Origin of the sequence: Sphaerisporangium siamense (genome assembly GCF_014205275.1) — a bacterium.
In the GTDB taxonomy this organism is placed as follows: Bacteria; Actinomycetota; Actinomycetes; order Streptosporangiales; family Streptosporangiaceae; genus Sphaerisporangium; species Sphaerisporangium siamense.
Map to the genome: position 1 here is coordinate 171,848 of NZ_JACHND010000001.1, position 14,118 is coordinate 185,965.

Below are 14,118 nucleotides of genomic sequence, written 5' to 3' on the forward strand. Positions count from 1 at the left end.
CCTAGTGCGGCCCACCCGATGAACACCCAACCCGAACCCAAAGCCGCCCTTTTGTGGTGGCATGCCTCAGTCGATGAAGGACAGCTCGGCGTCGGTGTCGGCGCCGCCCTCGAAGGGCAGGACGAACCTGCCCGGCCAGGACAGGACGGTCTCCAGCCAGGCCGCCCCCATCGTCTGGGCGATGTGGCGCACCCGGTCGCGCGGCTCGACGCCGAGGGCGACGGTGGCGAAGTCCTCCTCGACGCGCTCGTGCTCGTCGTCGCCGAGCAGCACCCGCCAGGCGAGCGCCCGGTTGCGCTCCATCTCCATCGACAGCGGGTGGTGGCGCAGCGCCTTGGCGCGGTGGCCGAGCAGCTCCGTGCGCCCGCCGTCGCCGGACCCGTTGAGCCCCGGGTGGGGGTAGGGACGGCCGGTCTGGTCGGTGCCGAACAGCGGGTACTCCATGGCGGGCGCGGGGCTGCGCAGGTCCGGCGCCTGCCGTCCGTACGGGAACAGCCGGTCCACCTCGTGCAGCCAGCGCACCTGCGGGATCACCCAGGCCGCGCCGGGACGCTCCCCGGCGGGCGAGCGGGACTCGCCGGAGCCGTCGAGCAGCGCCGTGGCGGCCTCGGCGGCCTTCACCGTGAGCAGGGCGGGGTCGTAGGAGCTGCGCAGCGCCCACGCCCGTACGGCGACCGCGCGCTCGACGAGCGTGGCGAGCAGGCACTCGCGGCGCCGGCGCGGCAGCTCGGCCCAGATGTCGGCGAGGACGCGCGGCACGCCCGGCAGCGACCGGTTGGCGCAGAAGGCCAGCACGACGGTGTCGGTCCAGACGCGCAGCCACGCCCATTCGGGGGCGTCGGCGAGCAGGTCGGCCTCGCGCAGCTCGAACAGCGTGCACGCCTTGCCATCGGCGCACTCGCGCCCGCAGGCGGCGCTGCGGCGGCCCCGGATGGGCGGGATGGGGCCGGGCACGGTGTGCTCCCGGTCCTCGCCGAGGGGGACCTGGATGCGCAGCGGACGGTCCATGCCGTCGGCGAAGACGGCGGCGATGCCCGGCTGCAGGGAGACGACCTGGCGGGACTGCTCCTCGCTGAGGTTGATGGCCGCGCCGACCAGGCGGCGGTCGTCCTCGGCGGGCAGGCGGTGCACGACCTTCAGCGCGGTGTTCTTGACGACGTCGGCGATGAGCTTGGTGGGGATCTGCTCGGCGACGACGATGCCCTCGCCGTAGGCGCGGATCTCGGCCAGCATGCCGGCGAGCAGCTCGACCGCGTGGGTGGCGGCCCGCTGGGACCCGCGGTCGCGCAGCAGGCGGTGGGCCTCCTCGATGACGATGACGTGCTGGAGCCCTTTGGCCTTCTCCTGGCGGGCGCGCATGCGCAGGTGCTCGACGATGCGGATGATCAGCGTGCCCATGAGGAACGCCTTGTCCTCGTCGTTGGCGACGTCCTCGATGGCGAACACGACGTTGCGCTGTAACAGGCCCCCGATGTCGGCGGGGTGTCCGCCCTCGAAGAAGCGGCCCGCCGAGCCGACGCGCAGGCTGCGCAGCCGCAGGCTGATGAAGCCCTCGACGTCGGCCTGCACCTCTTTGCCGTACCCGATCTCCTTGATGACCTCCAGGGCGTGGGTCTGTAACTGCGCCAGCGTGGGGACGGCGGGCCGCACGGCCGCGCCGGGGACGCCGCCGCCGGTGACGACGTCCCACCCGTTGGCCTCGTAGACCCGTTGCAGGGCCAGCGACATGATCTGCGGGAACGGCTCCTCGGCGTCGAAGGCGGCCATGAACAGGGCCCTGACCATGTCGATGTGGGCCTGCACCGGGTAGCCGGGCTCGGGGGCCAGCGGGTTGACGCTGAAGGGCACGGTGTCGGGCGCGGACGGGTTGATCACCGTCAGCGGCGCCAGGTGGCCGACGCGCCCGGCCATCGCGGCGTACTCGGACTTGGCCGGCTCGATGGCGAGCCAGGGGATCCCGGCCGCGGTGAGCTGTTCCAGCAGATGGCGGACGGTCTGCGACTTGCCGGAGCCGGTGGCGCCCGTGACGAAGGCGTGGCGGTTGAGCGTGGCGAGCGGCACGCGGAAGGACCCGACCGCGCGGTCCTGCCCGTCGATGATCGCGCCGAGGTCGAGCACGGGCTCGCCGGTGCTGCGGATGTCGGCCTCGCTGGTCACGTCGAAGAAGCCGGCGTCGAGCACGCGGACGCCGGGCACCTCGCGGCGGGGCAGCCCGGCGAGCGCGGCCAGGGCCCCGGCCGTCGCGGCGAACGGGGCGGCGGCGCCGTCCGAGGGGTCCTGGAGGGTGACGCCGAGCACCTCGGCGAGGCCGTAGACCGGCTCGACGGCGGAGGTGCGCCCGAAGGTGGGCAGCGACAGGGCGCTGCGCAGCCGGTAGGGGTGATGGTTTATCTCGACGGAGCCTACGAGCACGGGCGCGATCTGCCGCAGCTCGTCCGGCCCGGCCGCGCCCGCGAGGACGCGCACGTTCCACAGGCCCGCCTCGCGGAAGGCGTCCAGCTCCTGCATGCGCCGCTCGGCGCGCTCGGCGTCGTACCGGCTGCGCTCGGAGGCGTCGCCGTACTGGCGCAGCACGTTGAGCTGGGTGCGCAGGTGGGCGACCTCGGCGTCGAGCAGGTCGGTGGGCTCGGCGACGACCAGCCAGGCGAACGGCCGGGACATGAGCGTGACCAGCGTGGACTCGAACAGCGTGGGCCGCAGCAGGTCGTCGGGGCCGGGCTCCCTGCGTCCGTTGAGCGGGGGCGCCTGGCGGCCGGGGCAGGGCGTCCAGGTCAGGTCGGCGAGGTCGGCGAGCCAGTCGTCGGTGATCTCGACACCGCGCGCGCCGCCGGGGAACAGCAGCGGCTGCGGCCCGTGCGGCGGCTCCTCGACGGTGGCGCCGGCGGCGCGGCGCGGCGGGCGCGGCGGCGTGAGCGGGCCGGCGTTGGTGATGAGTTCGAGCGGCGCGCCCGACCCGCGGGACAGCCAGCCGATGACGAAGGGCCGGTTGCGCTGGGCGGCGGACAGCACGGCGGGCAGCACGGTGACGAAGTCCCACTCCGCGGACGAACTGCGCGAGGGGGCGGTGATCGCCTGGATGCGGTACCACGGACCGCTCAGCGGGAACGGCGCGCTGGGCGCTGCGGAGGACACGCTTGCCTGCATATCAAGCCCAAATCCCTTATGCCACCGACGTTTGCCAGGGGATTACCAGTTCAATGCGTTCTCCTCCAGTCCAGCCGCTCGGGCGGCGGGCCGAGGTTGGGGGCGAACGACTCCTCCTCGGCGGCCGGTTCGGACTCGCCCGGGCCCAGCATGCTCCGGCGTACCTCCTCGAACTCCCCCAAAGTGGTCTTGGGGAAGGTGAGGATGGCCGGGTTGGCGTCGGCGAGCCGCACCTGGCGGCCCTCGGAGGTGGCGTGGGTGACGATGACCGAGGTGGTGGGGAGCTGCTGGAGCTGGTGCGGCTCGACGAGGAACTCGCGGCTGCGGTGCAGCACGCGCTCCTCGCCCATGGCCTTCCTGGCGCTGCGGCCCCACTCGGTGGACTCGGTGATGCTCTCCTTGAGGTCGGCCTTCTCCTCCTCGGGGTCGCCGCGGTCGGCGTCGTCGCCGACGGTGGAGGTGTAGGTGCCGTTCAGGCCGTCCACGGCGGGGCTGATGGTCTCGGTGAGCTGGGCCAGCTCCAGGCGGTGCTCGGTGCCCATGTGCTCGCTGGCCACGCGGGCGTCCTCGGCGTTGCCGAGGCGCATGAACGCGACGGCGGCGTGGCCGCGGCCGAGGCGCTCCCTGACGGTCGGGGTGAGCGAGCGGTAGGTGAGGACGAGGCCGGTCCTGGAGGTCTCGCAGGCGTCCATCAGGCGGTCCAGCACGTCGCCGCGCAGCTTGTCGGCGCCCGCGACGATGATCGTGTGGTACCAGGGCCGCTCGGAGGCCGGGGACTGGCGCAGGATGTGCGTGAGCGCGGTCGCGACGTAGGTGCCGAGGACGCGGTTGCCGAACACCCCGGCCTGGCGGTCCATCGACACCACGCGCAGCCGGGCGGGTGGCAGGCGCACGGCCTCCGAGCCGAGCGTCTCCAGCTTGCGGAGCTGGGACTCCAGGGCCCAGGCGCGCTCGATGACGACGCGGTCGGTGACGCCCCGGCCGAACAGCGTGCCGATGCGTTCGAGCTGGGTGGCGGTGAGCAGGCCGAACCGCAGGTCGTCGCGCGGGTCGCCGACCTGGGCCAGGGCGCGCAGGGCCGCGGTGACCTGGTTGATGGTGGCGTTCTCGCCCAGCACCTCCAGCACCCGTTCGAGGATGGCGTTGTCGAAGCTCAGGTCGCGGGTGGTGCGGTGCTCCTCGCTGACGCTGACGACGTGCGCGAGGACGTCGGCGAACGCCTCGGGCGGCAGCGTGGCGCCGAGGTCGAGCCGGGGCAGGTCGACGGGCAGCACCCACACCAGCGGGTCGTCGCCGCCGCGCCGGGCCAGCTCGATGAGGTCCTTGGCGATGGCGCCCTCGGACAGGTCGAGGACGGTGAGGTGGCCGCCGCTGTAGAGGCGGGTGGCGCCGAGCAGGGTGATCAGGGCGGACCAGCCGGGCAGGGTGCCGCCGGCGACGTCGATGCGGTCGATCTCGTCGGGGACGGCGACGGCGTACCAGGTGAGCTGCCGGTCGTACCGCTCCTTCTTGGCCGCCCACTCCCGGTACCGCTCGGCGTGCAGTTCCTGGGCGTTGAACAGCTCGCGCTCGCGGTCCTTGCGCCGGTGCTCGGCGCGCGCCTGCTGCTCCTTGATGCGGGCGCGCAGCGCGCGCTCGCCCCGGCGGACGACGTACCCGCAGATCGCGGCGACGCCGCCGGTGACGACGAGGCCGGCGGTGACGAACGTCCAGCCCATGGTCTCGGTGAGGCCGAGCACGAGCATGACCACCGCCAGGATGATCATGACGGCGCCGACGACCTTCACGGGCCGGTTGAGAAGGTCCTCCTGGAGGCGCTCCCTGCGGACCCAGGCGGGGTCGACGAGGGAGGTGGGTTCCTCGGGGATGTCCTCGGGCGAGGGGCGCTTGGGCGGGGGGCCGGGCTCTGGGTACAGCGTCGCGTACTGCCAGCCCAGATAGATCCGGTCAGCTTGAAGCTGCGCATGCTCTGGGTGCACGTCCGCCACCGGACCTCCACCTGTCAATGGTCGCGCTCGCCGGGAGCCGACCGTCTCGTGCCGCTCCTTGCCGCTTGGTCGGCTTCCCAACTGTGACAGCGTATGAGGTGCCCCTCGCATTCGGGCAGGGTTCTCGGCATTAGGCCCGAATTCCTCGCTCCCGGCACCATTAAAGGGACAAACGAGGCGGATGGGATAGGGCCACCGATTACGATCGTGTGACATGACGTCTCCCGCCCGGCACGGCAGCCGCCGCCGGCGCCCCGTGCTGGTCCCGGCCACCGGGCTCCTCGCCGCCGCGGCCCTCCTCGTCACCGCGGTGCTCGGGGGGTTCCGCGAGGCCCCCGACCCCGGGCCCGAACAGCGGCAGGCCGGCGAGGACGTGGACCAGGACGTGTTCCGCACCGTGATCATGGACGCGGTCGCGCACACCGTGCCCGGATCCGGCGACCAGGAGCGGCCGGTCCTGGACCTGAACCTGAAGGTGTACAACGACGCCGAGGTGAGCGTGCCTCTGAGGTACCTCGAAAACTCGCTCCTGCGGGTCGCGGGCCGTCAGGGGGAACGGCTGCTCGACCCCGCGGCGCGCGCGAACGGAGGGGGCTGGATGTACGACCTGACCGTGCCCGGCGAGGGCGCCCCGAGCCGGCTGCTGCCGCCCAAGCGGACCTCCGAGGTCCTGCTGCGCTTCCGCCTGCCGGCGTCCGCCGAGCCGAAGCCGGGCCAGACGTGGGCGGGTTCGTTCCCGTCCCTGCTCGACGTCGACCTCGGCCGGTACGAGAACCACGAGGACCTGCTCACCGGCAGGCGCCGCGCCGAGCTCGTCGAGGAGGACGACGGCGCGCCACTGATCGCCGGCCGGGTCACCGTCCCCGTACGGAAGGCGGTGTGATGGCCGGGGCCACTCCCTGGCGGCGCGCGGGCAACGCGCTCGCCGCGCTCGCCGTCGGCGCCGCCGCCGTCTACGCGCACACGTTCGTGATGGACAAGGAACGGCTCGACGCCCCGCTCACCGCCATGGCCGCCGCCGGGGCCGCCGCCTCGACCGGCCGGTTCGCCGCGCGGCTCGACGGCGTCGTCGCGGCCAGGTCGCTGCGGCTGGTCACCACGGGCACCGACGTGGAGACCGGCGCGACGACCATCGAGGAGTCCACCTCGATCGGCACCCGCGACCTGTTCCTCGTCGCCACGGTCGGCGCCACCTCGCCCAAGGACCCGACCTACCTGCCCAGCGCCTGGCTGCGCACCCGCGACGGGATCGAGTACGCCGCGAGCGACCGGCCCGGGGAGGCGTTCACTCCGCGCAGGCCGGCGCAGCACGGCTGGTGGACGACGCTGACCTTCGTGTTCGAGGTCCCGCCCGAGGCGGTCCCGGGGGCCTTCGTCGTCATCACCGCGCCGTCGACCAACGGCATCTACGACACCGTCTACCCGGACCGGTACGACCAGCTCCTGCCCGAGGTGCGGCTGCCGCTGACCGCGGGAGACGCGGCGACCCGGCGGCTGCTGACGGACGTGAAGACGAGCTGGCAACTGACGGCGCGGAGGTGAGGACGTGACCGAGCAGAACGGCACCGTGGGGAACGACCCTGTGCGGAACGACTCCGTCTGGAACGACACCGTGTGGAACGGCGCCGAGGACGACACCGCCACCTGGGACGCGTTCACCCCGGTGAACCGCGCGGCTCCCCCGCCCGAGCCGTCCCCGCCGCCCCTGCCGCCCGAGCCCCCGGCCCCGCGGCCGGCGCGCCGGGCCGTGCGGGGGACGCTGCTCGCCGTCGCGGCGGTCGCCCTGGCCGCGGTGACGGTCGGCGTCCAGTGGGCCGACCGCGCGGCCTGGATCGCCGACCGGTACCCGGACGAAGCGATCAAGGACGTGGGGCCCGGCGCGATCGGCACGCTGCACGGGATGAGCTGGGGGGCGGCGCTGGCCGTCCAGCCGCCTCCTCCGGGCGGCGTCCCCGGCGTCACCACGCTGCTGGCGGACGTGCGGCTGACCCCGGCCTCGGCCGAGGCCGTCCGCGACTACCTCACCCCCCGCTTCGAGGTGCGCGACCGGGCCGGGCACCGCTGGGAGGCGCTGCCCGCGAGCACGCCGATCTCCTCCGACCTCGCGCCGGGCGAGGAGACGCGGTTCCAGGTGGTCTCGGCCGTCCCCGAGACGGTGTCGGGGACGGCGGAGCTGGTGCTGACCTACTCCCCGGCCGAGACGCTGCGCTTCGCCCGCTGACGGGTCGCCGCGATGTCGAACGTCGCGGCGAACAGGCAGAGGGTGAACGTGGTGAACAGCAGGTCGCGGGCGAAGTGCACCGGTATCTGGTACGCCTCCCACCAGAGCTGGCGGTGCGCGGTGCCGATCAGGTAGTACGCCCCGCGCTCGGCGTAGTCCGCGGCGACGGTGAGCAGCACGTAGCACAGGCACATGACCGTGAACAGCGGCGCGCCGGCGCGCAGGGTGAGGCGCAGGGCGTGCAGCACGGGCGGCCACCGGTCGAGGCCCGCCCGGGTGACGAGCATGCCCGCGCCGCGCCGGGTCATCCGGTGCGTCCTGTCCTGCAGGGCGCCGGCGGCGCGGTCGGCGGCGGTGCCCCTGATCAGCGCGCGGGCGTCCTCGGAGTAGGCGCCGTAGACGAGGATGGCCAGGGTGAGCCAGGTGAGCGGGACCAGCAGCGCGGCGACCATGTGCGGGCGCGCGCCGCCGAGCCATTCCATGGCGCTCTGCCAGCCGGGGACGGTCTCCTCCAGCGCCGCCCACCGCTCGTTCCACCACGCCGTGACGGCCCGCCGCCCCACCCACGCCGAGCGCTCGCCGGCGAAGGTGACCAGGAGCGTGGCGGCGTAGAAGGTGTAGGCCAGCTCGCAGAAGGCCACGCCGAAGGCGAGTTTCCTGCCGCCCCTGCGCTCGTGCAGCGCCGAGAGGACGTAGCGGGCGACCAGCGCCACGGCCGTGCAGACCAGCGCCACCTTCAGGTCCAGCACGAGGTTGGTCCCCGCGTCCGGCAGGGCGGGCGCGGGGGTCTGCGCGCCGTTGCCCGCCAGCGCGTTCAGGATGCGCTTGGCCTCGTAGACGTCGTACTGGACGGCGTAGCGCTCCATGTCCGCGTCGGAGAACTCCCGCGCGTCGGCCGTCTGCCATCCCCAGGCCAGGTAGATGGCGACGAACACGATGATGGCCCGGCCGAGGCCGGTGAGCAGCGGCTCCGGATCCTCGCCCCCGGCCCGCCGGACGCGGGTCTCGATCAGCGCGCCGCGCAGCGAGTGCAGCATGCCGACGGTCACGACCATGAAGAGCATGACCATCACGATGAAGATCACCATGACGGCGGCCAGCCGCCACTCGCGCAGGGAGCCGTGCGACAGCTCCGAGCCCGCCGTCAGCAGCGCGAACCGGCCGAGCTCCCCGGCGGAGAACCACAGCACCAGCGGGACCAGCCGGCGCAGCCACAGCTCTCCCGCGTAGAGCGGCAGGCCGTACGGCGACCGCCTCCACCAGCGCGGTGACGCCTGCACGGCCGCGGGCCGCGACCCAGCCCCCAAGGTCAACGAATCGGACATCCTGCGCATGCTATCGATCACCGACACGAACCGCAGGCGGTCCCGGGAAAGATCGGACTCTTCAGACCCGTTTGAAATATCGCCCAGGTAAGACGGCTTTCCTCATGTTTCGCCGCCCGATCCCACTTCCGCGGGACGAAAGCGACGGAAGGTGAAGAAGCAACGACTACCATCCTGTGCCATGACGTCCGCCGCGCCCGCCCCCAACCGCCGGGCGATCCTCGTCCCGGTGGTGGCCTTCCTGGCGGCGGCCACCGTGGCGGTCAGCGCCGCCTTCGGCGGCCTCGAAGAGGCCCCGGCGAATCCCTTCCCCCAGCTCGGCAAGGGCGCGACCTTCGACCACGGGCGGGTGAAGACCGTCTTCGAGGACGCGGTGATCCGCCCGGGACGCCTCGGGCTCGGCGTCATCGGCAAGCGTTACCTGCAACTCGTCCTGAAGGTCACCAACCGGTCGGACGCCACGATCTCCGCCCAGACGATGGACGGCGCGCTGCCCACCGTGCGCACCGACACCATGGTGCTCAAGCCGTCGGACGATCCCGCCGACCTCGGGCCGCGCATCGTGGTGATCGCCGGAGAGAAGACCTACGGCCAGCTGCACCCCGGCGTGCCGGAGACGGTGGTCATGTCCTTCGAGCTGAAGCCGGGCACGCCGTTCCCGAAGACCGTGTACATCGACGCGGGCACGTACGAATGGCACGAGCTGTTCTCCAACCGCACCCACGAGTGGTGGCCGGTCACAGAGGAAGGCCCCCCGACGGCCGAGGACCGCAAGCAAGGCAAGACGTCCACTTCCATGCCGGTCGTCGGGGCCCGGATCACCATGCCCGTCAGGGTGGAGAACGCGTGATGGCGACCTCGCCGGGGCTCGTCCCGGAAACCCTGCCCGCGCCGCCGCCGCCGCGCCCGGCCGGCCCGCGCGTCCCCGCCTGGCGCCGTCTGCTCGCCGCCGTCGTCGGCGTGGCGCTCGTGTGCGGCGCGGTGTACACGCGGTCGATCGAGCTCACCCCGGACGAGCTGAACGACCCTCTCACCACCTCGGGCGGCATGGGGGACGCGCTCGTCACCGGCCAGTTCACCACCCGCGCGGAGAAGGTGGAGTTCGCCAGATCCGTCCGGGTGAAGCGGACCTACTCGACCGACGACGCGCCGACCGACCACATCTTCATGATCGTCAAGGTGAGCGCCACGGCGCCCCGGCGTCCGATCCAGCTCGCCGCGCATCTGGTCACCGCGGACGGGGCCCGCTTCGACACCACCGATCGCGTGGAGACCACCGCGACCTTCGCCTACAAATGGGTGCAGTCCGGGTGGTGGGCGTCGGGCCTCTTCTTCTTCGAGATCCCCCCGGCGCGAGTGGCGGGCGCACGCCTCGTCGTCTCGGTGCCGAACACCCTCTACGGAGACGTCTACCAGCCCGAGACGTCCGCCGACCTCGGGCTGGACGCGGCCGGGGCGGCCCGCCTGATCGACGCGGCCAAGGACGCCTACGAGGTGAAGGGCACATGACCGAGCAGAACGACACCGGCGTGTGGCCCGCCGGCGACCCCTCGTGGTTCACCCCCACCAAGCGCGCCCCCCGGCCCGACGCGCGGGTGTGGCCCCCGGCCCCGCCGGAGGAGCCGCCGGGGAGCTCCACCGTGCCCATCCCCGTCGTCGGGCACCGGCCCACGTACCAAGGCCCGCCACCCGGATACCGGCGGCCTCCCCCCGGCATGGCGGCGCCAGAGCCCGCCCAGGCGCCGGCGGCCTCCCCGCCCGCCCCCGAGGCGCCGGCGGCCTCTCCTCCCGCTCCCGCGGGGCCGCGGTCGCGCCGGCGCAAGCGGCCCATGCGCACGGCGACGAAGATCGGCCTCCAGCTCGCCGGCGCCCTGGTGCTGACCGCGGCGTACCTGGCGGTGAAGGGCCACGACGAGATCAGCCAGTACCAGGAGAAGATCCCCGTCGCCTCCGTGCGGTACGTGCCGCACGGGCGGTCGGCGCCGCTCGGCGACGCCACCTGGCGGTTCATCGGCGTCACCCCCGCCCCGGCCCAGTACCGGACGCCCGAGACGCCCGACCGTGACATGGTGCAGATCGAGGTGGAGGGCACCGGCCTGAACGCCGACGCCAAGTACTACACGACCACGCTTCCCGGGTTCTACCTGACCGACAAGGCGGGCCGGCTCTGGCTGGCCCTGGCGGCGAAGACCCCGGAAGAGCTGGGCAAAGGGGTGACCGGCCGCTTCACCTTGGTGAGCGCGATCCCGAAGGCACTGGTGAACCAGGTGGAACTGGTGATGTACCCGACGGAGCGTGCGGGGAAGGGCGAGTTCGGGCCGTCTCTGCGGTTCGCCCGCTGACCCCCGCCGCGCGCCGCCGGCGCTCGGCGCCCGCGGCGATGTCGAAGGTCGCCGCGAGCAGGCACGTCGTGAGCACCGTCACCACCAGCTCGATGGCGAAGTTCGCCGGCACGAGAAGGACGTCCCAGGCGAGCTGGGGGTGATCGGTGCCGATGAGGTACAGGACACCCCGCCGGGCGTACCCCTCGCCGACGTGGAGGGCCGCGAAGCACAGCGCGAACAGGCCGAACAGGGGCGCGCCGCCTCGGACGGTCAGGCGGACGGTGTGCGCGAACGGGACCCAGTGGCCCCAGCGGCCGAAGAACCGGGTGAGGAGCTGCCGGGTCAGGGAGTGCGTACGGGCGGTGATCATGTCCCCGGCCCTGACCGCCCCGCCCTCCAGCCGCGTGCCCCTGATCACCGTGCGGGTGTCCTCGGCGTAGGCGCCGTACATGAGGATGGCGACGGTCAGCCAGACGCCGGGCAGCACGAGTGCGCCCCAGACGTACGGCCAGACCTCGCCGACCAGCCCCCAGAACGTCTCCCACCCGGGTATGTGCAGGTCAAGGGTGCCGAGCAGGTCCTTCCACCAGCCGTACGCCGCCCGGCCGCCCACCCAGTCGCCGCGCGAGGCGACCACCTGGGCGCCGTAGTAGAAGAAGGAGAGCTCGCAGAGCGCGAGGGCGAAGGCGGCGGTGCGGCTCTCCCCGCGCTCGTACCAGATGGCGCAGAAGTAGCGGCCGACGAAGGCGGCGACCACGATGACGAACGTGATCGTGTAGCTCAGGTCGATGAGCCCTCTGCCGGTGTCCATGCTCGCCCCGGTGGCGAAGTCGTAGAACGCCCCGAGCGCGCCGTACTGCGAGCTCTGCCGCTGGATGTCGGTGTTGTAGAAGTCGCGGACGTCGTCGGTGTACCAGCCCCAGCTCAGGTAGAGCACCACGAACGGGACGATCACGCGGCTCAGTCCGTCGGAGAAGCGCTCGTCCCGATCGCCGTCGCCTCGCCGGGCGCGGATCTCCCACAGGGCGCCGCGCAGCGAGGCGAACATGCCCGCGGTGACGACCAGGAAGACCATGACCATGAGGATGAAGACGAGCATCGTCAGGGCCAGGCGCAGGTCCCGCATCGAACCGTGCGACATCTCCGTACCGCCGACGAGCAGCCCGAAACGCACGAGCTGTCCCGCCGAGTACCACATGACCAGCGGCAGGAGGCATCGCCCGGCCAGCCGCAGGGTGTGCCACGGGAGCACCCAGACCGACAGGGTCCGGGGCTCCTGAGGCGGCTGGGAACTATGGGGAGATTCGGACATCCGGTGCATCCTATCGACGGCGCACCGTCGATCGCAGCGGCATCGCGCGACCCGGGGGCCTATTTCAAGAGGCGTTGAAAAGCCGCGGCCGGGCATACGAAAGGGCCGGTGCTCCGCGAGGAGCGACCGGCCCTCAGGCGTCGGCGCCCTGCGGCGCGCGCCGGGAGCGCGCACCGGAGGAGCGGCAGGTCAGACGGCGACCTGGAGCTGCGAGACCTCGCCGAGGCGGGCCTCGACCGGGATGTCCTTGGTGAAGCCGCCGCCCGCGATGATGCGAACGGTCCAGGACCCGGGCGCCGCGAAGAAGCGGAAGATGCCCTCGTCGGACACCACGACCTCGCCGGTGAACTCACCGGAGTGGTCGAGCAGCCGGGCGTAGGCGGTGCCGGTGCCGGTGACGACGCCCTGGATCACGGCCTGGCTCGCCAGGTCGATGCCGGCGGGCAGCGCGACGGTCTGCTCCGGCGCGGCGCATCCCTGGATGGTGGTCATCGGGCCTCCCCCAGCTCGATCGGCACGCCCACGAGCGAGCCGTATTCGGTCCATGAACCGTCGTAGTTCTTGACGTTCGCCTGGCCGAGGATCTCGTGCAGGACGAACCAGGTGTGGGCGGAACGCTCGCCGATGCGGCAGTAGGCGATGGTGTCCTTGCCGAAGTCGACGCCGGCCTCGGTGTAGAGAGTGCGAAGCTCGTCGTCGGACTTGAAGGTGCCATCGTCGTTGGCGGCCTTGGACCATGGGATGTTGCGCGCGGTCGGGATGTGCCCGGCGCGCTGCGCGGCCTCCTGCGGGAGGTGGGCCGGGGCCAGCAGCTTGCCGGTGAACTCGTCGGGCGAGCGGACGTCGACGAGGTTCAGCTTGCCGATCGCGGCGACGACGTCGTCGCGGTGCGCGCGCAGCGCCGGGTCCTGGTCCTTGGCGGCGTACTGCGTCTCGGGACGCGCGGGCGCCTCGGTGACCAGCTCGCGGGAGTCGAGCTCCCACTTCTTGCGGCCGCCGTCGAGCAGGCGGACGTTCTCGTGGCCGTAGAGCTTGAAGTACCAGTACGCGTACGCGGCGAACCAGTTGTTGTTGCCACCGTAGAGGACCACGGTGTCGTCGTTGCCGATGCCCCGAGCCGAGAGGAGGGCCTGGAAGCCCTCACGGTCCACGAAGTCACGGCGGACCGGGTCCTGCAGGTCTTTCTTCCAGTCGATCTTGACGGCGCCACGGATGTGGCCCTTGTCATAGGCGCTGGCGTCCTCGTCGACTTCGACGAGCACGACGCCAGGGGTGTCGAGGTTGGCCTCGACCCAGTCGGCGTCCACCAGTACGGCGGAGCGGCTCATTACGGAACCTCCCGGTTATGGGGTTGCGGCGGGCATTAGACGGCGGATGATCAAGTATGTTTCGCAGCCGAGGCAGAAGCCGAAGGCGGCGTTCAGGAAGGCGGCCATCAGGGCCGCGGCGGTCGCGCCGAGCGCGAGCGGTGTGATCTGTGCGGCGAATCCGGCCACACCGACCAGGGCGAACACCAGGCCCACACCCTGCGCGAAGCGGGGCGGGACCGCGTCCTCCATCTGGGCCGGGGGGCCGAGCTTCGGCCGCACCAACCGTCTGAAGAGCAACCCGTACGGCGAGGCGCCGGCGAGTCCTAGGCCGAAGACGACGCTCTGGGCGAGAAGCAGCCAGGCGTTGCCGGTGACCAGGACCAGCGCCAGGATGAGCGTTGTGACGGCCGCGGCGAACCGCGTGCTTCGTGGATCAACCTGCATGGCGGGAAGCTCCTGAAGGGATTCGTGCCGGAAACGCGTGGGCACTATTC

The 14,118-nt window shown here is 72.4% G+C and carries 13 protein-coding genes; 6 read left to right on the forward strand and 7 right to left on the reverse strand.

The window, feature by feature from the left end; translation table 11 throughout:
- Window positions 1–66 precede the first annotated feature (66 nt).
- Together BJ982_RS00790 and BJ982_RS00795 are read right to left on the reverse strand one after the other, a co-directional pair.
- On the reverse strand, window positions 67–3,132 hold the full coding sequence (locus BJ982_RS00790; protein ID WP_239123026.1) for an ATP-binding protein: 3,066 nt from the start codon (window positions 3,130–3,132) through the stop codon (window positions 67–69).
- A 62-nt stretch (window positions 3,133–3,194) separates the two neighbouring features.
- Window positions 3,195–5,123 carry a hypothetical protein gene (locus BJ982_RS00795; RefSeq protein WP_239123025.1) on the reverse strand — a complete coding sequence of 643 codons (1,929 nt, stop codon included), beginning with the start codon at window positions 5,121–5,123 and terminating at the stop codon, window positions 3,195–3,197.
- Between the two features lie 223 nt (window positions 5,124–5,346).
- Between BJ982_RS00795 and BJ982_RS00800 the strand changes: the two genes are divergently transcribed.
- From BJ982_RS00800 to BJ982_RS00810, 3 genes are read left to right on the forward strand one after another with little or no spacing between them, the layout of a single operon-like run.
- Window positions 5,347–6,015, forward strand: a complete 669-nt coding sequence (locus BJ982_RS00800) for a hypothetical protein (RefSeq protein WP_184875595.1) — start codon at window positions 5,347–5,349, stop codon at window positions 6,013–6,015.
- Window positions 6,015–6,674 (forward strand): hypothetical protein, encoded by a 660-nt coding sequence (locus tag BJ982_RS00805; protein WP_184875597.1) that lies wholly within the window; start codon window positions 6,015–6,017, stop codon window positions 6,672–6,674. The genes BJ982_RS00800 and BJ982_RS00805 overlap by 1 nt, the downstream gene beginning before the upstream one ends.
- Window positions 6,675–6,678: 4 nt before the next feature.
- Window positions 6,679–7,353 carry a hypothetical protein gene (locus BJ982_RS00810; protein WP_184875599.1) on the forward strand — a complete coding sequence of 225 codons (675 nt, stop codon included), beginning with the start codon at window positions 6,679–6,681 and terminating at the stop codon, window positions 7,351–7,353.
- On the opposite strand, the gene BJ982_RS00815 is transcribed toward BJ982_RS00810, so the two are convergent.
- Window positions 7,317–8,678, reverse strand: coding sequence for a hypothetical protein (locus tag BJ982_RS00815; protein ID WP_184875601.1), 1,362 nt, complete (start codon window positions 8,676–8,678; stop codon window positions 7,317–7,319). The genes BJ982_RS00810 and BJ982_RS00815 overlap by 37 nt on opposite strands.
- Before the next feature lie 181 nt (window positions 8,679–8,859).
- On the opposite strand from BJ982_RS00815, the gene BJ982_RS00820 reads away from it, so the two are divergent.
- From BJ982_RS00820 to BJ982_RS00830, 3 genes are read left to right on the forward strand one after another with little or no spacing between them, the layout of a single operon-like run.
- Window positions 8,860–9,528: a hypothetical protein gene (locus BJ982_RS00820; protein ID WP_184875602.1), complete on the forward strand. Its 669-nt coding sequence runs from the start codon at window positions 8,860–8,862 to the stop codon at window positions 9,526–9,528.
- Window positions 9,528–10,187 carry a hypothetical protein gene (locus BJ982_RS00825; protein ID WP_184875604.1) on the forward strand — a complete coding sequence of 220 codons (660 nt, stop codon included), beginning with the start codon at window positions 9,528–9,530 and terminating at the stop codon, window positions 10,185–10,187. Before BJ982_RS00820 ends, BJ982_RS00825 begins: the two co-directional genes overlap by 1 nt.
- Entirely contained in the window at window positions 10,184–11,020 is an 837-nt protein-coding gene (locus tag BJ982_RS00830; protein WP_184875606.1) for a hypothetical protein, read from the forward strand. The genes BJ982_RS00825 and BJ982_RS00830 overlap by 4 nt, the downstream gene beginning before the upstream one ends.
- Here BJ982_RS00830 and BJ982_RS00835 read toward each other — a convergent pair.
- From BJ982_RS00835 to BJ982_RS00850, 4 genes are all read right to left on the reverse strand, one after another.
- Complete coding sequence (locus BJ982_RS00835) at window positions 10,905–12,254, reverse strand: hypothetical protein (protein ID WP_184875608.1); 1,350 nt, start codon at window positions 12,252–12,254, stop codon at window positions 10,905–10,907. The two genes, BJ982_RS00830 and BJ982_RS00835, sit on opposite strands and share 116 nt — an antisense overlap.
- Before the next feature lie 249 nt (window positions 12,255–12,503).
- Window positions 12,504–12,806 (reverse strand): DUF1416 domain-containing protein, encoded by a 303-nt coding sequence (locus BJ982_RS00840; protein WP_184875610.1) that lies wholly within the window; start codon window positions 12,804–12,806, stop codon window positions 12,504–12,506.
- Window positions 12,803–13,642, reverse strand: a complete 840-nt coding sequence (locus tag BJ982_RS00845) for a sulfurtransferase (protein ID WP_184875612.1) — start codon at window positions 13,640–13,642, stop codon at window positions 12,803–12,805. The genes BJ982_RS00840 and BJ982_RS00845 overlap by 4 nt, the downstream gene beginning before the upstream one ends.
- A gap of 15 nt (window positions 13,643–13,657) precedes the next feature.
- A complete protein-coding gene (locus BJ982_RS00850) occupies window positions 13,658–14,068 on the reverse strand; it encodes a DUF4395 domain-containing protein (RefSeq protein WP_184875614.1) in 411 nt (136 codons plus the stop codon).
- Between the last annotated feature and the right edge of the window lie 50 nt (window positions 14,069–14,118).

Excerpts from the sequence above, each read along its gene's own strand:
- BJ982_RS00800 (WP_184875595.1), top strand. The coding sequence starts at position 5,347 with ATGACGTCTCCCGCCCGGCACGGCAGCCGCCGCCGGCGCCCCGTGCTG.
- BJ982_RS00805 (WP_184875597.1), top strand. The coding sequence starts at position 6,015 with ATGGCCGGGGCCACTCCCTGGCGGCGCGCGGGCAACGCGCTCGCCGCG.
- BJ982_RS00815 (WP_184875601.1), bottom strand. The coding sequence starts at position 8,678 with ATGTCCGATTCGTTGACCTTGGGGGCTGGGTCGCGGCCCGCGGCCGTG.
- BJ982_RS00820 (WP_184875602.1), top strand. The coding sequence starts at position 8,860 with ATGACGTCCGCCGCGCCCGCCCCCAACCGCCGGGCGATCCTCGTCCCG.
- BJ982_RS00825 (WP_184875604.1), top strand. The coding sequence starts at position 9,528 with ATGGCGACCTCGCCGGGGCTCGTCCCGGAAACCCTGCCCGCGCCGCCG.
- BJ982_RS00830 (WP_184875606.1), top strand. The coding sequence starts at position 10,184 with ATGACCGAGCAGAACGACACCGGCGTGTGGCCCGCCGGCGACCCCTCG.
- BJ982_RS00840 (WP_184875610.1), bottom strand. The coding sequence starts at position 12,806 with ATGACCACCATCCAGGGATGCGCCGCGCCGGAGCAGACCGTCGCGCTG.
- BJ982_RS00845 (WP_184875612.1), bottom strand. The coding sequence starts at position 13,642 with ATGAGCCGCTCCGCCGTACTGGTGGACGCCGACTGGGTCGAGGCCAAC.
- BJ982_RS00850 (WP_184875614.1), bottom strand. The coding sequence starts at position 14,068 with ATGCAGGTTGATCCACGAAGCACGCGGTTCGCCGCGGCCGTCACAACG.